This window comes from Actinacidiphila guanduensis (assembly GCF_900103985.1).
GTDB classification, from domain to species: Bacteria; Actinomycetota; Actinomycetes; order Streptomycetales; family Streptomycetaceae; genus Actinacidiphila; species Actinacidiphila guanduensis.
Genome location: NZ_FNIE01000018.1, coordinates 40,433 through 65,994, shown reverse-complemented (window position 1 = coordinate 65,994; position 25,562 = coordinate 40,433). Strand labels below are relative to the sequence as shown.

The following is a 25,562-nucleotide window of genomic DNA, read 5'->3' as shown; positions in this document are numbered from 1 at the left end:
GTGTTCACCGGAATCGTCGAAGAGCTGGGCGAGATCACCGCTGTCGAGGAACTGGCCGACTCCGCCCGCTTCACCGTGCGCGGACCCGTCGTCACCGAAGGCGCGAAACACGGCGACTCGATCGCCGTCAACGGCGTCTGCCTGACGGTGGTGGACCTGCTGGACGACGCCTTCACCGCCGACGTCATGGACGAGACGCTCAAGCGCTCCAGCCTGGGCGCCCTGGCCCCCGGCTCGCGGGTCAACCTGGAGCGCCCGATGGCGCTCGGCGGCCGGCTCGGCGGGCACCTGGTGCAGGGCCACGTGGACGGCACCGGCACCGTCCTGGCCCGCACCCCCGGCGAGCAGTGGGAGATCGTGAAGGTCGCCCTGCCGCCGGAGCTGTCCCGCTACGTGGTGGAGAAGGGCTCCATCACGGTGGACGGCATCAGCCTCACCGTCGTCGAGGCGGCGGCCGACTGGTTCACCGTCAGCCTCATCCCGACCACCCTCGCGCTGACCACGCTCGGCATCAAGCAGCCCGGCGACCCGGTCAACCTGGAGGTCGACGTCATCGCCAAGTACGTGGAGCGGATGCTCGGTTCGGGCCCCGCCGCCGACTCCGGCACACAGGCGGCGCGATGAACCCCGTGCACTGGCTGAACAGCGAGGCGTTCACCGCCTTCGACCAGCACGTGGTGTGGTCCGACATGATCGGCAACCTGCTGGGGCTGGCCGCGCTCGCCCTCGGCTGGCGGCGGGCGATGCTCACCTGGCCGGTCCAGCTGCTCTCCGGTGTCGTGCTGGTGGCCGCCTTCTGGGGCGCCCACCTCGGCGGCGGCGTCGGCAAGCAGTTCGTGGTGATCACCATGGCGGTGTGGGGCTGGTACCGGTGGCACCGCGGCACGGGCGAGGCGGGCCGGATCGGCATCCGCTTCGCCACCTGGCGCGAGCGGGCGCTCCTGGTCGCCGCCACCGGCCTGGGCACCGTCGCCGTGGCCGCGCTCTTCCTCGCCTACCCCCGGCTGTCGTGGAACCCCTGGCCGGACGCGTACATCTTCGTCGGCACCCTGGCCGCGATGTACGCGCAGGCCCGCGGCTGGGTCGAGTTCTGGTTCGCCTGGCTGGCCGTCGACCTGGTCGGGGTGCCGCTGAACTTCCACAGCGGGCTGCCGTTCTCCGGCCTCGTCTACATCGTGTACTTCGTCCTGGTGATCGCCGGGATGTACGCCTGGTGGCAGCAGACCCGGCGGCCGCGGTCCCGGCCGCGGCAGGGTGCCACCGTCCCGGAAGGAGTGGCGGCATGACCGGCACCCTGAGCACAGCGACCGCGCACCAGCCCACCGCCGCCGGCACCGCCCGGCACACCCCCGAGCAGCGGGCGGGCGACGCCCTCGTCCTGGACACCGTCGAGCAGGCCGTCGCGGACATCGCGGCCGGCCGGCCGGTCGTGGTCGTCGACGACGCCGACCGTGAGAACGAGGGCGACCTGGTGGTCGCCGCGGAGAAGATCACCGCGCAGACCGTCGCGTTCATGATGAGCGAGTGCCGCGGGCTGATCTGCGTGCCCATGGAGGGGCCCGCGCTGGACCGGCTGGACCTGCCGCAGATGGTGCGGGACAACACCGAGTCCATGCGCACCGCCTTCACCGTCTCGGTGGACGCCTCCGCCGAGCACGGCGTCACCACCGGCATCTCGGCCGCCGACCGCGCCGCCACCATCCGGCTGCTGGCCGAACCGGCCGCCGCCGCGGGGGACTTCGTCCGGCCCGGGCACGTCTTCCCGCTGCGCGCCCGGCCCGGCGGGGTGCTGGCCCGCCCCGGCCACACCGAGGCCGGCGTGGACCTCGCCCGGCTGGCCGGACTGCGCCCGGCCGCCGCCATCGTGGAGATCGCGCACGCCGACGGCACCATGGCCCGGCTGCCCGACCTGGTGCCCTTCGCCCGCCGGCACGGCCTGCACATCATCTCCATCGCCGACCTGATCGCCCACCGGCGGCGCACCGAACCCGTGCCCGCCAGCCCCGCGGAGCCCGCGACCCGCACCGCCGTCCTGCCCGCGGAGGCGCCCGCCGCGCAGCCCACCGCCCTCCCCGTGGACCTGCCGCCGGCCCCCGCCGTGCGCCGCGAGGCCACCACCACCCTGCCCACCGCCGACGGCGACTTCCGCGCCCACGGCTACCGCAGCACCGAGGACGGCGTGGAGCACGTCGCCCTGGTCGCCGGCGACATCGGCGACGGCGAGGACGTGCTGGTGCGGGTCCACTCCGAGTGCCTGACCGGCGACGTGTTCGGCTCGCTGCGCTGCGACTGCGGGCCCCAACTGCACGCGGCGATGCGGCGGATCGGCGAGGAGGGCCGCGGGGTGGTGCTCTACCTGCGCGGCCACGAGGGGCGCGGCATCGGCCTGATGTCCAAGCTGCGCGCCTACGAGTTGCAGGAGCGCGGCCGCGACACCCTGGACGCCAACCTGGAGTTGGGCCTGCCCGCCGACGCGCGCGACTACGGCGCCGCCGCCCGCATCCTCGCCGACCTCGGCGTGCGCTCGCTGCGGCTGCTCACCAACAACCCCGACAAGTCCGCCGCGTTGACCGCGCACGGGCTGAAGGTGACCGGCCGCGAGCCGCTGCCGGTCGCCGCCGGCGAGCACAACCTGCGTTACCTGCGCACCAAGCGGGACCGCATGGGCCACGACCTGCCGTGGCTGGACGCCGCCGGCCAGTGACGTGCGGCCGTCCCGCGGCCGCGGGACCGCCGCGACCCCGCAGCACCCCCCCACCACGACCCCGCACCATCCCGTGACACCGACGAGAAAGCACCGAGGACGAAACAGTGAGCGGTAAGGGCGCCCCCGAGCTGACCGTGAAGAACTGCGGGGACCTGCGGGTCGCCGTCATCGCGGCCCAGTGGCACACCCAGGTGATGGACGGCCTCGTGGACGGGGCCGTGCGCGCGCTGCGCGACCTCGGCATCGACGAGCCGACCCTGCTGCGGGTGCCGGGCAGCTTCGAACTCCCCGTCGTCGCCAAGGTACTGGCCGGCCGCGGCTACGACGCGATCGTCGCCCTCGGCGTCATCATCCGCGGCGGCACCCCGCACTTCGAGTACGTCTCGCAGGGCGTGACCGCCGGGCTCACCCAGGTCGCGGTGGAGACCGGGGTGCCCGTCGGCTTCGGCGTCCTCACCTGCGACACCGAGGAGCAGGCGCTGGACCGCGCCGGGCTGCCCGGCTCCAGCGAGGACAAGGGCCACGAGGCGGTCACCGCCGCCGTCGCCACCGCCGCCACCCTGCGCTCGGTGTCCGAACCCTGGCGCTGACCGCGGCCGGGGCTCGCTTCCCCGTAGGCTAGGACCACCATGGCCAACAAGACATTCGAGGAGCTCTTCACCGAGCTCCAGCAGAAGGCCGCCACCGGCGACCCCAGCACGTCCCGCACCGCCGAACTCGTCGGCAAGGGCGTGCACGCGATCGGCAAGAAGGTGGTCGAGGAGGCCGCCGAGGTGTGGATGGCCGCCGAGTACGAGGGCGCCGCCGCGACCGCCGAGGAGATCTCGCAGCTGCTGTACCACGTCCAGGTGATGATGGTCGCGCGCGGGATCTCCCTGGCGGACGTCTACGCCCATCTGTGAGCGGCCCGCCCCGCACCCGCCGCGCTCGCCCCGTTCTTCCGGCTGCCGTTCACCCGGCGGCCGCCCCGATCCCGTAGCCTCCGCCCGGGCCGGCCCCGGCCCGCGGCACCCCGACCGTACGACCCCGCCGGACCGGCACGAACAGCCGGCACGAACAGAAGGAACCCGACGCCATGCTGCGCATCGCCGTCCCCAACAAGGGCTCGCTCTCCGGACCCGCGACGGCCATGCTCCATGAGGCCGGCTACCGCCAGCGCAAGGAGTCCAAGGAGCTGGTGCTGGTCGACAGCGCCAACGACGTCGAGTTCTTCTACCTGCGCCCGCGCGACATCGCCATCTACGTCAGCTCCGGAAAGCTCGACATCGGCATCACCGGCCGCGACCTGCTGCTGGACTCCGGCGCCAACGCCGAGGAGATCCTGCAGCTCGGCTTCGCCCGCTCCACCTTCCGCTACGCCGCCCGGCCCGGCACCGCCACCCAGGTCGCCGACCTCGGCGGGATGACGGTGGCCACCTCCTACGAGGGCGTGGTCGCCAAGCACCTGGCCGACAGCGGCGTCGACGCCTCGGTGGTGCACCTCGACGGCGCCGTGGAGACCGCGATCCAGCTCGGCGTCGCCCAGGTCATCGCCGACGTGGTTGAGACCGGCACCTCGCTGCGCAACGCGGGCCTGGAGGCGTTCGGCGAGCCGATCATGGAGTCCGAGGCCGTCGTGGTCCGCCGCACCGGCGCGGACCCCGCCGAGCCGAAGGTGCAGCAGTTCCTGCGCCGCCTGCAGGGCGTCCTGGTCGCCCGCCGGTACGTGATGATGGACTACGACATCCGCGTCGAGCAGGTGGAGAAGGCCGTCGCCCTCACCCCCGGCCTGGAGTCGCCCACCGTCTCCCCGCTGCACCACGAGGGCTGGGTCGCCGTGCGCGCCATGGTGCCCACCGCCGACGCCCAGCAGATCATGGACCAGCTCTACGACCTGGGCGCCCGGGCGATCCTCACCACCGGCATCCACGCCGCCCGGCTGTGACCGGCCCGCACGGCGCCCCGGCCGCGCCCGGCGGCGCCGCCCCGGACGCGGCCGCCGCCGCGGCGCTGGCCGGCCTGCCCGTCACCTTCCGCCCGGTCGTCACCCGCGTGGTGCTGCTGGGCCTGGCGGTCGCCGTGCTCGCCGCGCTGACCTCGGTGGCGCTGGCGATGCCGCACGACGGGGACACGCCCTGGAGCACCGGCGAGCGCGCCACCGTGATCGGCACGGCGGTGCTGCTCGCGGCCGGGCTCACCCTGCTCGCCCGTCCCAAGGTGGTCGCCGACCCCGACGGGCTGACCGTGGTCAACCTCACGGTCAGCCGCCGGCTCGCCTGGCCCGAGGTGCTGGCCGTCAACCTCTCGCACGGCGACGCCTGGGTCCACCTCGACCTCGCCGACGGCACGAGCCTGCCCGCCATGGGCATCCAGCCCGGGCTCGCCCGGCAGCGGGCGCTGCGGGACGCCCGCAGGCTGCGCGACCTGGTCGCCGCCCTCGGCGAGTCCCGCTGACCCCAGGAGCCACCGGCCGCCACCTGTTCCCCGCTGCTTGCCTGCCGCTTGCCTGCTGCGTGCCCTCCGCCGTCCGCCGCGGCGCGCCCGCGTACGCCGGGCGGCCGCCGTCCCTTCGCGCGCGCGGCCGCGCCGACTACTCTGGATCCGGGCGCCGAGCGCCCACGGCACCGACCGACCGACCGAGGAGTGACACTCACACCCCGATGGACGAACCGTCCGGTAGTACCTGCGCCGCCCCTCCCGTCCGGGAAAACGGAGCGGCGGCCTCATGAGCACCTCCCTGCTGCTGCTCGCGGCAGCCCTCGTCCTGATCCTCGCCAACGGGTTCTTCGTCGCGGCCGAGTTCGGCCTGGTGACCGTGGAGCGCCCGGCGGCCGAACGCGCCGCCGCCGCGGGCGACCGCCGGGCCCGCAGCGTGGTCGCGGCCCTGCGCCGGCTCTCCTTCCAGCTCTCCGGCACCCAGCTCGGCATCACCATCACCTCGCTGGTCGTCGGCATGCTCGCCGAGCCCGCGCTCGCCGACCTGCTCGCCGGGCCGCTGCGCGGCATCGGCATCCCGCACGGCGCCGCCCCCGGCGTGGCCGTCGTGGTCGGCATGATGGTCGCCTCCGGCGTGCAGATGGTCATCGGCGAACTCGTCCCCAAGAACTGGGCCGTCTCCCGCCCGCTGGCCGTCGCCCGCGTCGTCGCCGGGCCGCAGCGCGCCTTCTCCAGCGCCTTCCGGCCGGTGATCGACCTGCTCAACCGGGCCGCGAACCGCCTGGTGCGGATGCTCGGCGTGGAGCCCGCCGACGAGCTGGTCTCCGCCCGCACCCCCACCGAGCTGGTCTCGCTCGCCAAGCACTCCGCCCTCGCCGGCGCCCTGGAGGCCGACACCGCCGACCTCTTCGTGCGCACCCTGTCGCTGGGCGACCTCACCGCCGAGAACGTGATGACGCCCCGGGTGCGGGTGAGCGCCCTGGAGGACACCGCCACCGCGGCCGACGTCCTGAACCTCACCCGCGCCACCGGCCTGTCCCGCTTCCCCGTCTACCGGGAGCGGGTGGACGACATCACCGGCATGGTCCACCTCAAGGACGCCCTCGCCGTCCCCGCCGACCGGCGCGGCCGCACCCCCGTCGGCTCGGTCGCCGTGGCGCCGCTGCTGGTGCCCGAGACGCTGCCGGTGCAGCAGCTGCTCGGCCTGCTGCGCAGCCAGCAGCCGATCGCCGTCGTCGTCGACGAGTACGGCGGCACGGCCGGCGTGGTGACGCTGGAGGACATCGTGGAGGAGCTGGTCGGCGAGGTGCGCGACGAGCACGACGCCGTCGACCTGCCCGAACTCGCCCAGGCCCCCGCCGAGGACGGCCACCCCGCCTGGGACGCCGACGGCGGCGCCCGCCTGGACACCCTGGCCGGCATCGGCCTCGCCGCCCCCGAGGGCCCCTACGAGACGGTGGCCGGCCTGGTCGCCGACCTGCTCGGCCGCATCCCCGAGCCCGGCGACACCGCCGAGCTGCCCGGCTGGACACTGCGGGTCGAGGAGGTCGGCCACCACCGGGCCGAACGGGTGCGGATCGTACGCACCGGCACCGGGACCGGAACCGGCAGCGCCGTCGACACCGATGCCGCCGCCGACGCCGGGGCGGCGACGGAGGGAGCGGCATGAGCGCCCTGCAACTGCTGTTCGCCGTGCTGCTGGTGCTGGGCAACGGCTTCTTCGTCGGCGCCGAGTTCGCCCTGGTCTCGGTGCGCCGCAGCCAGATCGAACCGCTCGCCGAGAGCAACCGCCCGGCCCGCACCGTCCTGTACGGGCTGGAGCACCTGCCGCAGATGATGGCCGCCGCGCAGTTCGGCGTCACCGTCTGCTCGCTGACGCTGGGCGCGGTCGCCGAGCCCACCGTCGCCCACCTGCTGGAGCCCGTCTTCTCCGCCGTCCACGTGCCCGACGACCTCGTGCACCCGGTCGGCTACGTCCTCGCCCTCGCCCTGGTGGTCTTCCTGCATCTGGTGATCGGCGAGATGGTGCCCAAGAACCTGGCGATGGCCGACCCGGAGAAGGCCGCTCTGCGGCTGGCGCCCGGGCTGGTCGCCTTCGCCCGGGTCTTCCGCCCGGTCATCTCCGTGCTCGGCTCGTGCGCCCGGCTGATCCTGCGCGCCTTCAAGGTGGAGCCGAAGGACGAGGTCGACGCGGTCTTCACCAGCGCGGAGCTGACCGTCCTGGTCGAGGACGCGCGCGCCGCCGGGCTGCTCGACCCGGACGAGCAGGAGCGGCTGGAGGACGCCCTGGAACTGGGCACCCGCTCCGTCACCGAGGTGCTGCTCACCCCCGACGAACTGGTCACGCTCGGCCCGGGTGTGACCGCCCGAGAGGTGGAGGAGCTGACCGTGCGCACCGGCTACTCCCGTTTCCCGGTCGCCGACCAGCCGGGCCCCGGCGCCCGCTACCTCGGCTACCTGCACGTCAAGGACGTCCTGGACGTGGAGGACGCCGACCGGCCGGTCCCGCAGCGCCTGTGGCGCCCGATGACGACGCTGCGGGCCGACCTCCCCCTGGACGACGCGCTGACCGCGATGCGCCGCGCGGCCACCCACCTCGCCTCGGTCACCGACGCCTCGGGCCGCGTGCTGGGCCTGGTGGCGATGGAGGACGTGCTGGAGATGCTGGTCGGCGAGGTCCGCGACCCGGCCCACCGCCCGCTGCCGGAGGTCCCCGGACCCGCCCACGGCGGCGCAACCCCGGGGGAGCTGGTCCGCTGAGGGCGGCGGAAGGGGAACCGGCGCGGTGAGGCCCGGGGCACGCCGGGGACTGCCTGCCCGCGCCCGGTAAGTACCCGCGCCGCGAGCGGCCCCGGCCCGCACCGGCTCCGAAGACTCGAAGGATCCTGTCGTGGTCTACCCCCGCCCTACGGGATGCCCGAGTATCGACACATGGGGCATCGGGGAGATCCGGCGGAGGAGTTCCGGGCGGCGGTGGGCACTGCCTTCGCCTTCCTGGTCGAAGACGCGGGCTTCTCGGGACCTGAACGGACCCTTCATGGGGTCGCCTTCCATGGCGAGGGCCTGGACATCGAGGTCTGGTGCCCTGATGGTCACGAACCCGCGGTGTACACGATGGTCTTCCTGATCGGCCCGGGGGGAGTCCATGGCAAATGGGCGCCGCTGGACGACCTGTACGTCGCAGCCGGGTGCGGGCCCGCGCAGGATGTGCCCGAGTCCGCCCCGACACGGCGAGCCACGCTCAAGCGCGTTCACCAGCATGCTGCCGGCCTGCGGCGTCTCCTGCCCAAGCTCCTCGCCCCCGGCGGGGAAGAACTCATCGCCCGGCGCGGGCGTTGAACCGTAACAGCTGCCCCGCACGGGCCCGAGGCCCTACTCCCCCTCCGCCGGGGGCGGGACGCCGGGGCCGCGGCCGGAGAGGACCTCGCCGTAGGCCTGCATCAGGTCCGGGAGGCGCAGGGTGGCCAGCTCGTCCCGGCTGGGGGGCGTCGGGTACTCCGAGAGCCGCAGGTCGCGGTAGGCGCAGCTCTTCTCGTAGAGGGTCCGCAGGAGGCGGCCATTGCCGAGTTCGTCGATCCAGCCCTGGTCCACCACGTGGCTGCTGATCGCGCCGAGTTCGTCCAGCGCCTCCTCGTCCCAGTGGTCGCCGTTCTCGGCGGCGAGGACCTCGCCTATGCGGGTCAGCTCCTGGGGGCGGTAACTGGGGAAGTCCACGCGGGTGGTGAAGCGCGAGCTGAGGCCCGGGTTCGCCGCCAGCAGGCGGTCCATGCCCTCGGGGTAGCCGGCGAGGATCACCACCAGCCGGTCCCGGTTGTCCTCGGCCCGCTTCAGCAGCACCTGCAGGGCCTCGTCGCCGTAGGCATCGCCCTTGGTGTAGCCGGAGTTGGACAGCGCGTACGCCTCGTCCACGAAGAGCACGCCGCCGAGCGCGGAGTCGATCAGCTCATTCGCCTTCACGGCCGTCTGGCCCAGGAACTCGCCCACCAGGTCCGAGCGTTGGGCCTCCACGAGGTGGTCGCCGCCGAGCAGGCCGAGCGCGTAGAAGACCCGGCCGAGGATGCGGGCCACCGTGGTCTTGCCGGTGCCGGAGGGACCGGAGAAGACGAAGTGCCGCTTCGGCGGCTGCACCGGCAGGCCCTGCCCGGCCCGCAGCCGGGCCATCCGCAATTGCGCCGACAGCGCCCGCACCTGCCGCTTGACCGGCTCCAGGCCCACCATGCGGTCGAGTTCGGCGAGCGCCTGGGCGAGCAGCACCGGGTCCGAGCCGCCCAGCGGCAGCCCCGGCGCGGCGCCGCCCTGCGACTGCGTCGCCGCGCGGTCCCGTACGCCGTCCCCCAGCGGCCCGGCGGTCAGCAGCGACTCCTCCAGGTCGGGGGCCGCGCCGCTGCCGGGCGGCGGGTCGGCGGGGAAGTCGGTGGGGTACGGGTCCAGCGCGTCCGCGCCCTCCGGGACGGCCTGGCCGGTGCCGGCCAGCGAGACGGCGGCCAGGCCGGTGCCCTCGTCCAGCCCGTCGTCGGTCTCGTGGATCGCGGCCAGCCGCGCGGCGGTGTCCATGAACGCCGGGTCCACCCGGTGCACGGCCCGGTAGAGCGGTACGGCGGCGGCGGTACGGCCGGTGCCCTCATAGGCGCGGGCCAGCCAGTAGCGCAGCTCCTTGCGCTGCGGCTGCTCGGTGCGGCAGCGCATCAGGGCGGCGGCCAGCAGCGGTTCGGCCTGGCCGCACATCTCCAGCCGGACCCGGGCCATCCCGCCGAACAGGCCCGCCTCGATGCCGAGGACGGGGTCGCCGAGCAGCGGCTCGGTGTGCCGCACCAGCCGCTCCCAGTCCTTGACCAGATACGCCCGGCAGGCGTGCAGGAACCGCACCTGCGGATCGGTGTCCACCGGCGGGCAGTCGGCCAACGCCCGGTCCAGCTCGGCGACATGGCGGCCGTCGAGCCAGTGCGAGGCGTGCGCGAGCAGCAGGTCCCGGCTGGTCTCCAGCACCGGCTGCACCCACCAGCCCAGCCAGTACCAGGAGTTGAGCGGGCGGCGGTGGGCGGCGCGCTGCTCGCCGAAGCGGTCGCGGTGCCGGTACATCTGCAGCAGGGCGGTGGTGGTGTCGGCGCGCAGGGCGTGCAGCCCCAGCCAGGCGTCGGCCATCCCCGGGTCCATCCGCACCGCGGACCGGAACTCCTCCTCGGCCTGGACGTAGGCGCCCATGGTGTACGCGTCCACGCCGCGCAGCCAGGCCAGGTCGGCCGGGGAGCCCGGGCGGTCGGTGCCGAAGTCCATCAAGTCCCCACCAACTCCGTCCCCCCGCCTCGCCGACATGCGCCGCCCCCCAACCCGTGGCCGACGGGAGGGAGTTGAGGCAGGCAGCGGAACTCCCCGGCGCCGCCGCGCCCCCCTTTGCGGCATCGTACCCGCGAACTTCCGATCACCGTAGGGTGCCGCAGCCTGGCCGGCGGCTCCCCGAGTCCCCACGGCGGCCCACCAGCCGCCCCATCCAGGCTCCCGTCCGCCCCACGCGGCCCCCAAGAAACGGCATCCCGCCATTGGGGTTCGCCGCCGTCCCCGTCCGCAGCCCGCCACCGGGTAGCACTCGGCACTGTAGAAGAACCCCCGCGGCGGGGAGCCGCAGACCGGTCGCGGGAGATCACGAAGCGTGATCTCCCGATCGCCCCGCCGTACCCCCGCCGCACAGGACGAAGCCCCCGGTCACGGGGGAACAACCGGGGGCTCCGCGTCTGCTGAGCGGCCGCTTTCCGCCGCTGGTTGAAAACGTAATTGCTGCGTACCCGCGTGGTCAAGCGGTTCGGGCGGCGCTTTGGCGCCGCCACCCCGGCAGGGGCGAGCGGTGCCCAGCCGGGCACCGCCCCCGCCGCACCGGCGGCCTGCGCATCGTCGCCGACCCGGCTCGCCCGCTCACCGTGCGTCACGTGACGGGCGGCTGCCGGCCCGTACCGCCGGACCCGGTACCGCCCGGTAACCGCCGGCCACCCGCGCGTCCTGATGGACCAGCAGATCGGCGAAGGGGCGGCTCGGGTCCGCGGCGAAGTGCGCGTCCTCCGCCGCGGTCCAGCCGGTCCAGAAGTGCGCCAGTTCGGGACCGTCCCGGCGCCGCCCGCGCCGTCGCGCCTCGGCGGGCGGGACCTCCAGCCACAGCAGCAGCGCCAGGTACGGGCGGACGGCCGCGCGTCCGGTGCCCACCCCCTCCAGGACGACGACCGGGGCCGGCGGGAAGTGCCGCGTGGTGGTGAAGGCGCGCGTGTCCCAGTCGTAGACCTGGTGCTCGGCCGCGCGGCCCTCGGACAGCGGGCCGAGCACCTGGGCGGCGAGCCGGCCGGTCCAGCCGAAGGGCTCCTCGTGGGTCGCGAGGTCGTCGGTGTGCACCACGGGCGCGTCACCGAGCCGGGCCGCCAACTGCGCGGCCAGCGTGGTCTTCCCGGCGCCCGCGTGGCCGTCCACGGCCACCACGCGGACACTGCCGCACCTCGGCGCGGCCCGCAGCGCGGCCACCGCCATCCCGTCCACCGTCTTCTCCCGCTCGCTGTGCGCCACCCTGCCGACGATAGGCGGCGGCCGGGCGACCGCGGCCGCGGCACGAGCAGGAGTCGGCGGCGGGCGCGGGGCCTTGCGTCTACGGTGGGGTCCGTGACGGATGCGACGGGCGGCGGGCTCTTCCCGCGCGAGCGACTGGCGGCCGCGCAGGCCGCCGCACAGGATGCCGGACTCGACGCGCTGCTGGTGACGCCGGGCGCGGACCTGCGCTACCTGACGGGCTACCAGGCGCAGCCGCTGGAGCGGCTGACCTGCCTGGTGGTGCCGGCCGGCGGCGAGCCGTTCCTGGTGGTGCCGCGGCTGGAGCAGCCGGCGGCCGAGGCGTCGCCCGCCGGGGGCCTCGGTATCGAGATCACCGGCTTCGCCGAGACGGACGACGCCTACGAGCTGATCGCCCGCCGGCTGCCAGTGGGCACCCGGCGGTTCGCGGTCGACAACCACATGTGGGCCGAGAAGCTGCTCGCCTTCCAGGACGCGCTGCCCGGCGCGCAGGCGGGCCTGGCCGGCGACGTGCTCTCGGTGCTGCGGATGCGCAAGAGCCCGGCCGAGATCGAGGCGCTGCGTCGGGCCGGCGCCGCGATCGACCGGGTGCACCGCCGGATGGGGGAGTGGCTGCGGGCCGGCCGCACCGAGCGGGAGGTCGCCGCCGACATCGCGGCCGCGATCGTGGCCGCCGGGCACGCCACCGCCGACTTCGTCATCGTCGGCTCCGGCCCCAACGGGGCGAGCCCGCACCACGAGGTGTCCGACCGGGTGATCGCGCCCGGCGATCCGGTCGTGGTCGACATCGGCGGCACCACTCCGGACGGCTACTGCTCGGACTCCACCCGCACCTACGCCGTCGGCGAGCCGCCGCGGGAGTTCCGCGAGCTGTACGAGGTGCTGCTGGCCGCGCAGAGCGCCCAGACCGACGCGGTGCGGCCCGGGATCACCGCCGAGCAGCTGGACGCGATCGGCCGGGACCGGATCGCGGCGGCCGGCTACGGCGAGCACTTCATCCACCGCACCGGCCACGGCATCGGCCTGGAGACGCACGAGGAGCCGTACATCGTGGCGGGCAGCGCGCGGGTGCTGGAACCGGGCATGGCGTTCTCGGTGGAGCCGGGGATCTACCTGCCCGGCCGGTTCGGCGCGCGCATCGAGGACATCGCGGTGTGTACGGAAGACGGCGGCGAACGGCTGAACCTGACCGGGCGCGACCTGGTGGTTCTCCCGGTGTGACCGCCAGTGGCGTAGACCAATAATGATCCTGCTGGGAACACGGCAACCCTGGTGCCGGGGTGGCCGAGCGGCGATAGTTGTGCCACCCGCCGTCCTGCGGACAGAGGTTCGACGGGCCCTTTCCCGTTCGCGTCGAGGGAAACCGAGGTACTACCGACATGAGCACAAACGCGCCCCGGCGCGCCGTCCTGACCGCCGCGCTCGCCGCGGCCGCCGCGGCGGCGACCACGGCCACCGCGCAGAGCGCCACCGCCGCCCCGGCCCCCGCGGGCGGCCCGGCCGCCGCGGTGCCCGCCGGGAAGAAGAGCGGCAGCGCCGCACCCGACGACGCCCCCGTGGACTACCACGCCTGGACCGCGTATCCGGACTGGCTGTTCGGCGTGCACCACGGCACGGTGCCGGTGCCCGGGGAGCGGCCCGGGGTCCGGATCGCCCGCGCCACCGGCACCCTTGACTACACCGACCCGCACACCGGCATCACCGCCACCTGGGAGTCGGCGAGCTGGACCTCCCCGGTGCGGCAGCTGCCGCACCCGGCCACCGAGCTGGTCTCCTCCTGGAACGCGCACACCCCGGCGGGCACCTGGATCCAGGTCGAGCTGCTGGGCACCTACACCGACGGCACCGCCACCCCGGCCTACGTGATGGGCCGCTGGACCGCGGGCGACGGCGACGAGGACATCCGCCGCACCTCGGTGGACGGCCAGGGCGACGACACCAGCAGCATCTACACCGACACCTTCGCGGTCGACGACCCGAGCCAGGGCAAGCTGCTCGCCTCCTACCGGTTGCGGCTGACCCTCTTCCGCAAGCCGGGCACCGGACTGACCCCCACCGTGTGGCGTCTGGGCGCCTTCGCCTCGAACATCCCCGACCGCTACACCGTGCCGGCCTCCGTGCCGGGCCTGGACGGCGCCGTCGAACTCCCGGTGCCGCGCTACTCGCAGGACATCCACAAGGGCCAGTACCCGCAGTACGACAACGGCGGCGAGGCCTGGTGCAGCCCGACCTCCTCCACCATGGTGATCGAGTACTGGGGCCGCGGGCCCACCGCGGCCGACATGGCCTGGGTGGACCCCTCCTACGCCGACCCGCAGGTCGACCAGGGCGCCCGCTACACCTACGACTACCAGTACGAGGGCTGCGGCAACTGGCCCTTCAACGCCGCCTACGCGGCCACGTACAAGGACCTGCAGGGCGTGGTCACCCAGCTGCACTCGCTCAACGACATCGAGCGGCTGGTGAAGGCCGGCATCCCGGTCATAACGTCGCAGTCGTTCCTGGCGAGCGAGCTGGACGGGTCGAACTACAGCACCTCGGGCCACCTGATGTGCATCATCGGCTTCACCGCCGAGGGCGACGTGATCGCCAACGACCCGGCCAGCTCCGACGACGACGCAGTGCGCAACGTCTACAAGCGGGCCCAGTTCGAGACGGTGTGGCTGCGCACCAAGCGGATCACCGCCAGTGGCGGCGTCGGCTCGGGCAGCGGCGGTGTGGTGTACCTCTACTTCCCGGTGAAGCCGTCGCCGGGCCAGCGGCGGGCGCTCGCGTCGGTCGGCGTGGTCTGAGCAGGAGGCCGGGCAGGGGTCCCGGCGGCCGTCCCGGCAACCGTCCCGGCAGCGGTCCCGGCAGCAGGCCGGGGCTGCCGCGGGCGGCGGCGGTCCGCGCGGGCCGTCCCGCGGCTGCGCCACGGCTCCTGTCCGGCTCCTGCCCGGCCCCGTCCGCTGCCCTCACCAGGGACCGGGCGGGGCCGTACCGCGCGCAGACATGGTAGAGACCAATTTGTGGGTTGACCCAAAGGTCTGGACCAAACTATTGACGCGTCCAGGTCAGCGCAGCACGCTGCTGCCACGTTCCCCCACAGGAGGTCCGATGTGAACCGTCTCAAAGCCCTCGGTTCCGGAGTGGCCGCCGCCGCCCTGGCGTTCGCCGGGCTCGGCGCGGCCGCGGCGCTCGGCAGCGGTCAGGCCAGCGGGGCCGAACCCGCGGCTGCCGCGGCGCCGGCCGCGCTGAGCAGCAGCTGGTACGCCGCCGCCCCGTACCTGATGCCGCTGGACAACAACCCGCCCAGCGCCACCGCCATCATGGACGCCACCGGCCTCAAGGCGTTCCAGCTCGCCTTCGTCCTCGCCCCCAACGGCGGCGGCTGCACCCCCACATGGGGCGGCACCAGCGCGGTCTCCTCCGACACCGCCGTGGCGAGCACGATCTCCGCCATCCGCGCCAAGGGCGGCGACGTGTCGGTGTCCATCGGCGGCTACGGCGGCACCAAGCTCGGCCAGGCCTGCTCCGACGCGGCCTCCACCGCGGCCGCCTACCAGCAGGTCGTCACCAAGTACCAGCTCAAGGCGATCGACTTCGACCTGGAGGAGCCGGAGTACGAGAACACCGCGGCCGTCGCCAACGAACTGGGGGCCGCCAAGATCCTCCAGCAGAACAACCCGGGCATCTACATCTCGGTGACCACGCCGGGCACCGCGGCCGGCACCGGCTGGTTCGGCACGCAAATGCTGCAGGAGGCGAAGTCGATCGGCTTCACCCCGAACAACTTCTCCATCATGCCCTTCGACGGCGGCTTCAGCGGCGCGGCCTCCCAGACCGCGGCCCTGACCGCGTTCAACGGCATCCTGCAGTCCACCTTCGGCTGGAGCGCGGCCACCGCCTACGCCCACGAGGGCTTCTCGGGCATGAACGGCCGCAGCGACTCGGGCGAGTACTTCTACCAGTCGGACTTCCAGACCGTGCTGAACTACGCCACCAGCCACGGGATGGGCCGCTTCACCTTCTGGTCGCTCAACCGCGACCGCCAGTGCAGCCCGCCGGACAACAACGGCACCACCTCCGGCACCTGCAGCTCGGTGCCGCAGGCGGACTGGGACTTCGCCAAGTACGCCGTGCAGTTCGCCGGCGTGACCCCGCCCACCAGCCCGCCCACCTCGCCGCCGACCAGCCCGCCCACCGGCGGCAGCTGCGCGGGCGTGCCGGCCTGGAGCGCCTCGGCGGTCTACGTCGGCGGCAACGAGGTCTCCTACGGCGGCCACAAGTGGCTCGCCCAGTGGTGGACCACCAATGAGGTGCCCGGCACCACCGGCCAGTGGGGCGTCTGGAAGGACGAGGGCGCCTGCTGACGGCCGGCCGGCGCGGGCGCGGGGGAAGCGTGACGGAACTCCGCCACCTCCCGCGCCGACCCGCCGTCAGAAGGCGGCGGGAAAGCGTCAAATAATCCAGTCTACGGAGGTCCCGCGGCGCAATTGCGCCGCGGGACCTCCGCCATGTGTGCGCGTATTCGCAGCTGCGCGTTTTCGCAAGAGCGCATGCCGGTGGTTGTTGACCAAAACGGACGTCATGACTCCGGCCGTTGTGTTTCACTCCGAACAGGTGATCAGTAGCCTCAGGCCGGGTGTGCCGGCAGCGGACCGCGGCTGACGTCTCCCGCGTCCCCCGCCCTCCGCCGCCACGCGCCGGGCCCGATGCCGCCTCACGCCTCCCCCCGCCGCGACCTGTCCGCCCACGACCTGGAGACCGCAACCGTGACCGACCGACCCTCCTGGGCCCCCACGGGTATCGACCTCAACGTGCCCAGTGTGTCCCGGATCTACGACTACTTCCTCGGCGGCTCGCACAACTTCGAGGTCGACCGGGAGGCGGCCAGGAAGGCGATGAAGGCGCTGCCGGGCATCCCCAAGATCAGCCAGGCCAACCGGGCGGTGATGCGCCGCGCGGTGCGCTTCGCCGTCGACCGCGGCATCACCCAGTTCCTCGACATCGGCTCCGGCATCCCCACCTTCGGCAACGTCCACGAGGTGGCCCAGGCCGCCCACCCCGGCGCCCGGGTGGTCTACGTCGACAACGACCCGGTGGCCATCGCCCACAGCCGCGCCGTCCTCCAGGACACCCCCGACGCCGACATCGCCGCCGCCGACCTGCGCGATCCGCGCTCGATCCTGGAGGCGCCCGAGACCCTGCGGATGCTCGACCTGTCCCGGCCGGTCGCGCTGATGCTGGTGGCCGTCCTGCACTTCCTGCCCGACGAGGACCGCCCGGCCGAAATCGTCGCCACCCTGCGCGACGCCCTCGCCCCCGGCAGCGTCGTCGTCATCACGCACGCCACCCCCGACCACGAGGCCGCCCCCGCCGGCCAGAGCGAGGTACAGGCCGTCTACCGGCGTGCCACGACCGCCTCCCTGGTCACCCGCACCATCGATCAACTCCGGCCGTTCTTCGACGGGTTCGAGATCGTCGAACCCGGCATCGTGCACCTGCCGCACTGGCGGCCCGACACCCCGCCGGGCGACGAGGATCCCGCGGTGCTGCTCGGGCTGGCCGGCGTGGGGCTGAAGCCGTGACCACCGGGGCACCGGCCGAACAGGCCCCGCACGAGGGCGCGGTGCCCGGCGAGCCCGACAACCTGCGCCGGTTCGCGGCCATATGGAGCCGTGCGGTCTTCCCCGCGACCGCCACCTCGATGACCCGCGCCGAGTTCGAGACCCACCTCGTCCCGCTCGCCCGGGTGCTGCGCGACGCGCTCGCCGCCCGCCCGTTCGACCCCAGGGCCGCGGTCCCGGTCGGCGCCGCCCTGGTGGCCGCCCACTGCACCGACCCCGAGGCCCTGCCGAGCATCCTCGGCGTCATCGACGCCTACCTCGTGCTCTACTGCCCGCCCGGCGACGGCGTGCCCGCCGACGAGAGCCGGGCCCGCTGCGCCCGCCTGCAGCACGCGGTCGCGGTCGGCTTCACCCAGGCGCTGCGCGAGCGCACCCTGGCCGAGCAGGAGTCCATCTCCCGGGCCGCGCTCGCCGCCCAGCAGGAGGCCGAACGCGCCCTGGCCGCCAGCGAGGCCCGCTTCCGCGCGGTCTTCGAGCACGCCGCCGTCGGCATCGGCATCGCCGACCTGGACGGCAAGGTGGTCGAGGTCAACGACGCGCTCAGCCGCATGCTCGGCGGCGAGTCGTACATCCGCCGCCGCGCCGTCGGCGAGTGGACCCACCCGGAGAACGCCCCGGGCCTGGCTGCGCTCAACGGCGAACTGCTGCGCGGCGAGCGCGACAGCTACCACGTGGAGAAGGCCTACCCGCGGGCCGACGGCAGTGTCCTGTGGGCCAACCTGCGGGTCTCCCTGCTGCACGACGCCGCCGGCCGCCCCCAGTACCAGCTGGCCCTCCTGGAGGACGTCACCGAGCGCCGCCGGCTGCTGGAGCGGCTGCGCCACGAGGCCACCCACGACGCGCTCACCGGCCTGCCCAACCGCGCCCTGTTCTTCGAACGCCTCGACCAGGCCCTGGGCACCGACGGCGGCGAGCGCGCCATCGGCCTGTGCTACCTGGACCTGGACGGCTTCAAGGCGGTCAACGACAGCCTCGGCCACGCGGTCGGCGACCGGCTGCTGGTGGCCGTCGCCGAGCGGCTGCGCGGCTGCCTGACCGGCACCGGCCAGCTGATGGCGCGGATCGGCGGCGACGAGTTCGTCGCCCTGTACACCGACCCGCCCGACCGCGCCGCCGTCACCGCCCTGGCCGACCGCATCCTGGCCGCCCTCGCCACGCCGGTGCGGGTGGACGGCCGCGACCTGACCGTCCACGGCAGCATCGGCCTCGTGCACGGCCCGGCCGGCGAGGGCGCCGCCGCCGACCTGCTGCGCAGCGCCGACATCACGATGTACCGGGCCAAGGAGATGGGCGGCAATCGGTACGAGATCGCCGACCCCGCCCACGACGCGCGCGCCATCACCCGGCACGACCTGACCAACCGGCTGCCGGTCGCCCTGGAGCGCGGCGAGTTCTTCGTGGAGTACCAGCCGCTGATCGGGCTGCGCGACGGCGCCGTGCACGGCGCCGAGGCCCTGGTCCGCTGGGGCCACCCGGTGCACGGCGTGCTCGGCCCCGACCGCTTCATCCCGCTCGCCGAGAACACCGGCCAGATCGTGCCCCTCGGCCGCTGGGTGCTGGAGCAGGCCGCCCGCCAGGCGCAGGCGTGGGCCGCCGAGCACACCCACGGCTGCGGCCCGCGGGTCAACGTCAACCTCTCCCCGCTCCAGCTGCACCACCCCGACCTGGTCGGCGAGGTCACCCGGGTGCTGGACGAGACCGGACTCGCCCCCGAGGCCCTGTGCCTGGAGGTCACCGAGAGCGCGCTGATCGGCGCCGACCCCGAGGCGCTGCGGCCGCTGCGCCGGATCGCCGACCTCGGCGTGGAGATAGCGCTCGACGACTTCGGCACCGGCTACTCCAACCTCTCCTCGCTGCGCTGGCTGCCGGTCAGCGTCCTCAAGCTGGACCGCGCCTTCACCCGCGGCATGCGCCGCCACCCCGCCGACCCGGTCGACCTGAAGATCGTCGAGGGCATCGTCTCCCTGGCCCACGGCCTGGGCCTGACGGTCACGGTGGAGGGCATCGAGACCAGCACCCAGGCCGAGCACCTGCGGGCGCTCGGCTGCGACACCGGCCAGGGCTGGTACTACGGCCGCCCCGGCCCCCCGGAACGGCTGCACGAGCTGCACCTCGCCGACGCGGGCTGAGCGCCCCCAGGACGACCCAGGAGCAGGCCGACAGCCCCCTGGAGACCGGGCTCGCCGGGCGGTTCCGCCGACGCTGTCTACGCGCGTACGGCGGCCGCCCGCGCGGCCCGGCACGGCACCCGTGACGGAGGCGGCCGATTCGGGCATACTCCATCCGCCGGACCCGTTGATCACCTGTGCCGAGACCCGGCACGGGCAGGCCGCCGGATCCGGCCCCGCCACCGGACGGCCCCGCCCCACCCAGGCCCCGGGCCGCCGCCACCCGAACAGGGAGGAACCGCCGCCATGCCGCACCCCCGAACGGTAGACCGGCAGCTGCCCACCGACGAGGCCCGCGAGCTGCTCGCCCTCACCCGCGAGCTGGCCGGCCGCGAGATCGCGCCCGCCGCGGCCGAGCAGGAGGACGCCGGGCGCTTCCCCCGCGAGGTCTTCACCCTGATCGGCCGCGCCGGACTGCTCGGCCTGCCCTACTCCGCCGAGTACGGCGGCGGCGACCAGCCGTACGAGGTGTACCTGCAGGTGCTGGAGGAGCTGGCGGCCGCCCGGCTCACCGTCGGCCTCGGCGTCAGCGTGCACACCCTGTCCTGCCACGCCCTGGCCGCCTTCGGCAGCAAGGAGCAGCGCGCCGACCACCTGCCCGCCATGCTCGGCGGCGAACTGCTCGGCGCCTATTGCCTCTCGGAGCCCACCTCCGGATCGGACGCGGCCTCCCTGCGGACGAGGGCGGTGCGCGAGGGCGGCACCTGGACGATCGAGGGCACCAAGGCGTGGATCACCCACGGCGGCGTCGCCGACTTCTACACCGTGCTCGCCCGCAGCGGCGGCCCCGGCGCCCACGGCATCACCGCCTACCTCGTTCCCGGGGACGCCCCGGGCCTGAGCGCCGCCGCCCCCGAGCGGAAGATGGGCCTGAAGGGCTCGCCCACCGCGCAGGTGCACCTCGACGGCGTACGGGTGCCCGACGAGCGGCGGATCGGCGAGGAGGGCCAGGGCTTCGCCATAGCGCTGTCCGCGCTGGACGCCGGGCGGCTCGGCATCGCCGCCTGCGCGATCGGCGTGGCGCAGGCCGCCCTGGACGCGGGCGCGGCCTACCTGCGCGAGCGGCGCCAGTTCGGCCACCCCATCGCCGACTTCCAGGGCCTGCGCTTCATGGTCGCCGACATGGCCGCGCGGATCGAGGCGGGTCGCGCGCTGTACCTGGCCGCGGCACGCCGCAAGGACGCCGGGCTGCCCTTCGGCACCCAGGCCGCCATGGCGAAGCTGATCTGCACCGACACCGCGATGCAGGTCACCACCGACGCCGTCCAGCTGCTCGGCGGCTACGGCTACACCGCCGACTTCCCGCTGGAGCGCTACATGCGCGAGGCGAAGGTGCTGCAGATCGTGGAGGGCACCAACCAGATCCAGCGGATGGTGATCGCCCGCGACGTGCTGGGCCCGGAGTCGCAGGACTGACGGCCCCGCGGGGACCGTATGCGCGTACGCCTGCCGGGCTGCGCCGAGAACCAGCGGCGCGGCGGGCGTGCGTGCCGGGCCCGGCGGTTGGCAGCGACCGTACGAGCGGGCGGCTGCCGGGCTGTTCTGACGAGCGGCGGCGCGGTGGAGGTACGTGCCGGGCCCGGCGGCCGGGCGGGGTGCGCCGGACCGGCCGCAGCGGTACGTCGGCCGCCCGCCGCGGGTGCGGCCGCGGGAGGGCGAACAGCGGCGGGACGCGGCTCGGGCCCGGGCTCCTGCGGGCCCGCGGCTCGGCTCCCGGCCGGCCTCAGGCGGCCAGGCGGCGCTGGGCGGGCAGCCGGATCGGGCGCGAGCCGGGGCCACCGACGTGCGAGAAGGGCTGGGTGCGCCAGTCGAGGCCGGCCGGCAGCGCCAGCACCGCGCCGAAGGCGGGCTCGGCGCCCTCCTGCTCCTCGGCGGTGCCGCCGATCAGCGGCGGGGCGTCGCCGGCCGCGCGGCCGGAGCCGGCGCAGACCGTGACCCCGAACGGGTTCCACGGCGTGGCGCACACCGCGTGCACCGGCAGGCTCTCCTCGCCGCCGCGCAGGGCGATCGGCCGGGCGCAGTCGGGGCAGATCACGCGGGTCGTGTCGGCGAGGCCGTCGGCCTCCTCGTAGAGGTCCGCGTCAGCGGCGAACTCGGCGTCGCCGCCCGGGAAGTCCTCCGCGTCATCGGCACCGGGGCCGGCGAGCGCGAGATCGCGTTCGTGCCCCTCCTCGAACGCCGAGGTGCGTTCGCTGCGGCTGTGGCGCACATGGTTACGCATACTGCGTTCCCCCTATGGGTGTCGCCCTGTGGTGGGCCGGCCCGGCTTCACGCTCGCGGCCATAGCGAGCACTTCCCGCCGCGCTACGCGGGTAATCGCGCCACCGGGAGCACGCAGGTCGCACGCGATGTGGCCTTCGTCACAGCCGCCGCGTGCCCCGCGCCTGCGCCCCCCACGTGCGCCCCGGCGCCCCCGGCCCGCTCCCCGCCGGGGCCGCCTTATAGGGTGCGAACCGGCGCGACCAGGGCGGTTGTGCCGCGATCGGCAGGACGGACGGACGATGCGAACCAACTGGGCGGGCAACCTGACCTTCGCCGCGGAGCGCGTCCACCGCCCCGCCTCCCTGGACGAGCTGCGCGCCCTGGTGGCCGGTGGCCGACGGGTCAAGGCGCTCGGCAGCGGCCACTCCTTCAACGGCATCGCCGACACCGAGGGCGACCTCGTCGAGCTCTCCGGCCTGCCGGCCGACATCGACATCGACTCCGACGCGGCCACCGTCCGCGTCGCCGCCGGCGTCCGCTACGCCGAACTCGCCGAGGAACTCGACGCCCACGGCTTCGCCCTGCCCAACATGGCCTCCCTGCCGCACATCTCGGTGGCCGGCTCGGTCGCCACCGGCACCCACGGCTCAGGCAACGGCAACGGCTCGCTCGCCACCGCGGTGCGCGGCCTCGAACTGGTCACCGCCGACGGCGGCAGCCAGGTGCTCAGCCGCGACGAGGACGGCGACCGCTTCGCCGGCAGCGTGGTGGCCCTGGGCGCCCTCGGCATCGCCACCCACCTCGTCCTCGACCTCGTCCCGGCCTTCCAGGTCCGCCAGCAGGTGCGCACCGGGCTCGCCCTGAGCGACGCCCTCGCCCACTTCGACGCGATCACCGGCGCCGCCTACAGCGTCAGCCTCTTCACCGACTGGCGCGAGGACCGCTTCACCCAGGTCTGGCTCAAGCAGCTCGACGGCGCCCCCGCACCCGACCTGCCCTGGACCGAGCCCGCCCCGGGACCCCTGCACCCCGTGCCCGGCGTCGACCCCGTGCACTGCACCCCGCAGGACGGCACCCCCGGCCCCTGGCACCAGCGGCTGCCGCACTTCCGGCCCGAGTTCACCCCCAGCAACGGCGAGGAACTCCAGTCGGAGTACCTGGTGCCGCGCGCCCACGCGGCCCACGCCCTCGACGCCCTGGCCGGCCTGCGCGGGGTCATCGCGCCCGTCCTGCAGATCTGCGAGGTCCGCACGGTGGCCGCCGACGACCTCTGGCTCAGCCCCGCCCACGGCCGCGACACGGTGGCCCTGCACTTCACCTGGATCAAGGACCAGCCCGCCGTCACCCCCGTCCTCGGCCTGATGGAGGCCGCACTGGCCCCCTACGAGGCCCGCCCGCACTGGGGCAAGCTCTTCACCACCGCACCCGAGCAGGTGCGCGCCCTCTACCCGCGCATGGACGACTTCCGCGCCCTGGTCGCGCAGGCCGACCCCGAGGGCGTCTTCGGCAACGCCTACCTCGACACCGTCCTCGGCGGGTGAGACGCGCCCGGGGGCGATCGAAAGCCACGGCTCCTACGGTGAGTAATCCGCCCTGTTACCGGTAATGTCATCGGCTGTGGAGGAGCTCGACCGGCACATCGTGGAACTGCTCGTCGCCGACGGGCGGATGAGCTACACCGACCTGGGCAAGGCCACGGGCCTGTCCACCTCGGCGGTGCACCAGCGCGTCCGGCGGCTGGAGCAGCGCGGCGTGATCCGCGGCTACGCGGCCGTCATCGACCCCGAGGCGGTCGGCCTGTCGCTGACCGCGTTCATCTCGGTCAAGCCCTTCGACCCGAGCGCGCCCGACGACATCGCCGACCGGCTCGCCGACGTCCCCGAGATCGAGGCGTGCCACAGCGTGGCCGGCGACGAGAACTACATCCTCAAGGTGCGGGTCGCCACCCCCATCGAGCTGGAACACCTGCTCGGCCGCATCCGCTCGCTGGCGGGCGTGTCCACCCGCACCACCGTGGTGCTCTCCACCGCCTACGAGGCCCGCCCCCCGCGCATCTGACGCCGCGCCCCGCGGCTGCCCGCGGCCCGGGGCACCACCACCCCGCGGCACGGCACCCCCGGCGGCGGGGGAGACTGGCCCCATGCACGCCACGCCCAGCAGCCCCACCGCAGCGGTCCCCGCGACCTCCCGCCCCGACGACCCCGCGCCCGGCGGCACCGTGCTGCTGCGCGGCGGCTTCGTCTACAGCCCCGCCGATCCCTTCGCCACCGCCATGGTCGTCGACGGCGACACCGTCGCCTGGGTCGGCTCCGAGGGGGCGGCCGACTCCTTCGCGGACGGCGTGGACCGCGTCGTGCACCTCGACGGCGCCCTGGTCACCCCCGCCTTCGTGGACGCGCACGTGCACGCCACCGCCACCGGCCTCGCCCTGACCGGCCTCGACCTGTCCGGCGCCGCCTCGCTGGCCGACGCGCTCGCCCGCACCGCCGCCTTCGCCGCCGCCCACCCCGGCGACCGGGTGCTGCTCGGCCAGGGCTGGGACGAGAGCGCCTGGCCCGAGGGGCGTCCGCCCACCCGCGCCGAGGTCGACGCGGCCACCGGCGGCCGCCCCGCCTACCTCGCCCGCGCCGACGTCCACTCCGCCGCGGTCAGCACCGCGCTGCTCGACCTCGTCCCCGGCGTCACCGACCGCCTCGGCCACGACCCCCAGGGCCCGCTGACCCGCGACGCCCACCACGCCGTACGGGCCGCCGCCCACGCCGCGATCAGCCCCGCCCAGCGCGCGGACGCCCAGCGCGCCGCCCTGCGGCACGCCGCGGCCCGCGGCATCGGCAGCCTGCACGAGTGCGCCGGCCCCGACATCTCCTCCGAGGACGACCTCGCCTCCCTGCTGGCGCTGGCCGCCGAAGGGCCCGGCCCGCGCGTGCACGCCTACTGGGCCGAGGCTGCGGCCGAGGCCGCCGATCTCGACAAGCTGCGCGACCTCGGCGCCCTCGGGGCCGGCGGCGACCTCTTCGTGGACGGCTCCCTCGGCTCGCACACCGCCGCCCTGCACGCCCCCTACGCCGACGCCGGCCACAGCGGCGTCACCTACCTCGACGCCGACACCGTCGCCCGCCACCTGCTGGTGTGCACCCGCGCCGGGGTCCAGGCGGGCTTCCACGCCATCGGGGACGCCGCCATCGACGCCGTGGTGGCCGGGGTGCGCGCGGCCGCCGCAGCGGCCGGCCTGGACCGCGTACGGGCCCTGCGGCACCGGGTGGAGCACGCCGAGCTGATGTCGTCGCAAGCGATCGACGCCTTCGCCGAGTTCGGGCTCATCGCCTCCGTGCAGCCCGCCTTCGACGCGGCCTGGGGCGGCCCCGACGGCATGTACGCCGCCCGGCTCGGCGCCGAGCGGGCCGCCGCGCTCAACCCGTTCGCCGCGATGACCCGGGCCGGGGTTCCGCTCGTCCTCGGCTCCGACAGCCCCGTCACCCCGCTCGACCCCTGGGGCACCGTCCGGGCCGCCGCCTTCCACCGCACCCGCGCCCACCGCATCTCCGCGCGGGCCGCCTTCCAGGCCCACACCCGCGGCGGCTGGCGCGCCATCGGCCGCGACGAGGCCGGCGTCCTCGTGCCCGGCGCGCCCGCCGACTACGCCGTCTGGCAGGTCGGCGACCTGCTGGTCCAGGCGCCCGACGCGCGCGTCGCCAACTGGTCCACCGACCCCCGCTCGGGCACCCCCGGGCTGCCCGACCTGACCCCCGGCGCCGCCCTGCCCACTGCGCTGACCACGGTCGTCGCCGGCCGCACCGTCTTCGGGCCTCCGAACGGGTGAGCCGGGTGCTCCGCCATGCCGCCGAACGGTGTGCGGTCGCCGGGCGGCGGCGTGTCGCAGCCGCGCGGCGGCCTCCGCACTGACCTGCCTCTTTACCG

Annotated in this window: 22 protein-coding genes; 19 read left to right on the top strand and 3 right to left on the bottom strand. The window is 74.7% G+C overall.

The window, feature by feature from the left end:
* The 10 genes from BLR33_RS29935 (at window position 1) to BLR33_RS29890 (ending at window position 8,461) form a co-directional block, all read left to right on the top strand.
* Window positions 1-624: a riboflavin synthase gene (locus BLR33_RS29935; RefSeq protein WP_093787779.1), complete on the top strand. Its 624-nt coding sequence runs from the start codon at window positions 1-3 to the stop codon at window positions 622-624.
* A complete protein-coding gene (locus BLR33_RS29930; RefSeq protein ID WP_093787778.1) occupies window positions 621-1,286 on the top strand; it encodes a nicotinamide mononucleotide transporter family protein in 666 nt (221 codons plus the stop codon). The genes BLR33_RS29935 and BLR33_RS29930 overlap by 4 nt, the downstream gene beginning before the upstream one ends.
* Entirely contained in the window at window positions 1,283-2,704 is a 1,422-nt protein-coding gene (gene ribA, locus BLR33_RS29925; RefSeq protein ID WP_093787777.1) for a GTP cyclohydrolase II, read from the top strand. The genes BLR33_RS29930 and ribA overlap by 4 nt, the downstream gene beginning before the upstream one ends.
* Window positions 2,705-2,811: 107 nt before the next feature.
* On the top strand, window positions 2,812-3,297 hold the full coding sequence (gene ribH / locus BLR33_RS29920) for a 6,7-dimethyl-8-ribityllumazine synthase (RefSeq protein WP_093787776.1): 486 nt from the start codon (window positions 2,812-2,814) through the stop codon (window positions 3,295-3,297).
* Window positions 3,298-3,336: 39 nt separating this feature from the next.
* Window positions 3,337-3,609, top strand: coding sequence for a phosphoribosyl-ATP diphosphatase (locus tag BLR33_RS29915; RefSeq protein ID WP_093787775.1), 273 nt, complete (start codon window positions 3,337-3,339; stop codon window positions 3,607-3,609).
* A gap of 173 nt (window positions 3,610-3,782) precedes the next feature.
* Entirely contained in the window at window positions 3,783-4,631 is an 849-nt protein-coding gene (gene hisG, locus BLR33_RS29910) for an ATP phosphoribosyltransferase (RefSeq protein ID WP_093787774.1), read from the top strand.
* Entirely contained in the window at window positions 4,628-5,140 is a 513-nt protein-coding gene (locus tag BLR33_RS29905; RefSeq protein WP_407639741.1) for a PH domain-containing protein, read from the top strand. The genes hisG and BLR33_RS29905 overlap by 4 nt, the downstream gene beginning before the upstream one ends.
* 271 nt (window positions 5,141-5,411) lie before the next feature.
* Window positions 5,412-6,791, top strand: coding sequence for a hemolysin family protein (locus BLR33_RS29900; RefSeq protein WP_093787773.1), 1,380 nt, complete (start codon window positions 5,412-5,414; stop codon window positions 6,789-6,791).
* Window positions 6,788-7,882, top strand: coding sequence for a hemolysin family protein (locus BLR33_RS29895; RefSeq protein ID WP_093787772.1), 1,095 nt, complete (start codon window positions 6,788-6,790; stop codon window positions 7,880-7,882). Before BLR33_RS29900 ends, BLR33_RS29895 begins: the two co-directional genes overlap by 4 nt.
* Before the next feature lie 213 nt (window positions 7,883-8,095).
* Window positions 8,096-8,461, top strand: a complete 366-nt coding sequence (locus BLR33_RS29890) for a hypothetical protein (RefSeq protein ID WP_245771754.1) — start codon at window positions 8,096-8,098, stop codon at window positions 8,459-8,461.
* Between the two features lie 33 nt (window positions 8,462-8,494).
* Here the strand turns inward: BLR33_RS29890 and BLR33_RS29885 are convergent, their stop codons facing one another.
* Window positions 8,495-10,396 carry an AAA family ATPase gene (locus BLR33_RS29885; protein WP_093787770.1) on the bottom strand — a complete coding sequence of 634 codons (1,902 nt, stop codon included), beginning with the start codon at window positions 10,394-10,396 and terminating at the stop codon, window positions 8,495-8,497.
* 633 nt (window positions 10,397-11,029) lie between these two features.
* Window positions 11,030-11,629 (bottom strand): uridine kinase family protein, encoded by a 600-nt coding sequence (locus tag BLR33_RS29880; RefSeq protein WP_093787831.1) that lies wholly within the window; start codon window positions 11,627-11,629, stop codon window positions 11,030-11,032.
* A 129-nt stretch (window positions 11,630-11,758) separates the two neighbouring features.
* Between BLR33_RS29880 and BLR33_RS29875 the strand changes: the two genes are divergently transcribed.
* The 6 genes from BLR33_RS29875 (at window position 11,759) to BLR33_RS29850 (ending at window position 20,858) form a co-directional block, all read left to right on the top strand.
* A complete protein-coding gene (locus BLR33_RS29875; RefSeq protein ID WP_093787830.1) occupies window positions 11,759-12,886 on the top strand; it encodes a M24 family metallopeptidase in 1,128 nt (375 codons plus the stop codon).
* A 158-nt stretch (window positions 12,887-13,044) separates the two neighbouring features.
* Window positions 13,045-14,457, top strand: coding sequence for a C39 family peptidase (locus BLR33_RS29870; protein ID WP_093787769.1), 1,413 nt, complete (start codon window positions 13,045-13,047; stop codon window positions 14,455-14,457).
* Between the two features lie 306 nt (window positions 14,458-14,763).
* A complete protein-coding gene (locus BLR33_RS29865) occupies window positions 14,764-16,017 on the top strand; it encodes a chitinase (protein WP_176930616.1) in 1,254 nt (417 codons plus the stop codon).
* A gap of 402 nt (window positions 16,018-16,419) precedes the next feature.
* Window positions 16,420-17,235 (top strand): SAM-dependent methyltransferase, encoded by an 816-nt coding sequence (locus BLR33_RS29860; RefSeq protein WP_245771753.1) that lies wholly within the window; start codon window positions 16,420-16,422, stop codon window positions 17,233-17,235.
* Window positions 17,232-19,403, top strand: a complete 2,172-nt coding sequence (locus BLR33_RS29855; RefSeq protein WP_322987214.1) for a putative bifunctional diguanylate cyclase/phosphodiesterase — start codon at window positions 17,232-17,234, stop codon at window positions 19,401-19,403. The genes BLR33_RS29860 and BLR33_RS29855 overlap by 4 nt, the downstream gene beginning before the upstream one ends.
* A gap of 285 nt (window positions 19,404-19,688) precedes the next feature.
* Entirely contained in the window at window positions 19,689-20,858 is a 1,170-nt protein-coding gene (locus BLR33_RS29850) for an acyl-CoA dehydrogenase family protein (protein WP_093787767.1), read from the top strand.
* Between the two features lie 307 nt (window positions 20,859-21,165).
* Here BLR33_RS29850 and BLR33_RS29845 read toward each other — a convergent pair whose 3' ends face one another.
* Window positions 21,166-21,663 (bottom strand): hypothetical protein, encoded by a 498-nt coding sequence (locus tag BLR33_RS29845; RefSeq protein ID WP_093787766.1) that lies wholly within the window; start codon window positions 21,661-21,663, stop codon window positions 21,166-21,168.
* A 280-nt stretch (window positions 21,664-21,943) separates the two neighbouring features.
* On the opposite strand from BLR33_RS29845, the gene BLR33_RS29840 reads away from it, so the two are divergent.
* The 3 genes from BLR33_RS29840 to BLR33_RS29830 all read left to right on the top strand — a co-directional run bounded on the left by BLR33_RS29840 (window position 21,944) and on the right by BLR33_RS29830 (window position 25,464).
* A complete protein-coding gene (locus BLR33_RS29840) occupies window positions 21,944-23,185 on the top strand; it encodes a D-arabinono-1,4-lactone oxidase (RefSeq protein WP_093787765.1) in 1,242 nt (413 codons plus the stop codon).
* A gap of 76 nt (window positions 23,186-23,261) precedes the next feature.
* Window positions 23,262-23,702, top strand: coding sequence for an Lrp/AsnC family transcriptional regulator (locus BLR33_RS29835; RefSeq protein ID WP_218136728.1), 441 nt, complete (start codon window positions 23,262-23,264; stop codon window positions 23,700-23,702).
* Window positions 23,703-23,784: 82 nt separating this feature from the next.
* Window positions 23,785-25,464 (top strand): amidohydrolase, encoded by a 1,680-nt coding sequence (locus BLR33_RS29830; RefSeq protein WP_093787763.1) that lies wholly within the window; start codon window positions 23,785-23,787, stop codon window positions 25,462-25,464.
* Window positions 25,465-25,562 lie beyond the last annotated feature (98 nt).

Coding starts and splice junctions, on each gene's coding strand:
- BLR33_RS29880 (WP_093787831.1), bottom strand. CDS start 11,629: ATGGCGGTGGCCGCGCTGCGGGCCGCGCCGAGGTGCGGCAGTGTCCGC.
- BLR33_RS29895 (WP_093787772.1), top strand. CDS start 6,788: ATGAGCGCCCTGCAACTGCTGTTCGCCGTGCTGCTGGTGCTGGGCAAC.
- BLR33_RS29830 (WP_093787763.1), top strand. CDS start 23,785: ATGCACGCCACGCCCAGCAGCCCCACCGCAGCGGTCCCCGCGACCTCC.
- BLR33_RS29850 (WP_093787767.1), top strand. CDS start 19,689: ATGCCGCACCCCCGAACGGTAGACCGGCAGCTGCCCACCGACGAGGCC.
- ribA (WP_093787777.1), top strand. CDS start 1,283: ATGACCGGCACCCTGAGCACAGCGACCGCGCACCAGCCCACCGCCGCC.
- BLR33_RS29885 (WP_093787770.1), bottom strand. CDS start 10,396: ATGGACTTCGGCACCGACCGCCCGGGCTCCCCGGCCGACCTGGCCTGG.
- BLR33_RS29915 (WP_093787775.1), top strand. CDS start 3,337: ATGGCCAACAAGACATTCGAGGAGCTCTTCACCGAGCTCCAGCAGAAG.
- BLR33_RS29870 (WP_093787769.1), top strand. CDS start 13,045: ATGAGCACAAACGCGCCCCGGCGCGCCGTCCTGACCGCCGCGCTCGCC.
- BLR33_RS29845 (WP_093787766.1), bottom strand. CDS start 21,663: ATGCGTAACCATGTGCGCCACAGCCGCAGCGAACGCACCTCGGCGTTC.
- hisG (WP_093787774.1), top strand. CDS start 3,783: ATGCTGCGCATCGCCGTCCCCAACAAGGGCTCGCTCTCCGGACCCGCG.
- BLR33_RS29900 (WP_093787773.1), top strand. CDS start 5,412: ATGAGCACCTCCCTGCTGCTGCTCGCGGCAGCCCTCGTCCTGATCCTC.
- BLR33_RS29930 (WP_093787778.1), top strand. CDS start 621: ATGAACCCCGTGCACTGGCTGAACAGCGAGGCGTTCACCGCCTTCGAC.
- BLR33_RS29840 (WP_093787765.1), top strand. CDS start 21,944: ATGCGAACCAACTGGGCGGGCAACCTGACCTTCGCCGCGGAGCGCGTC.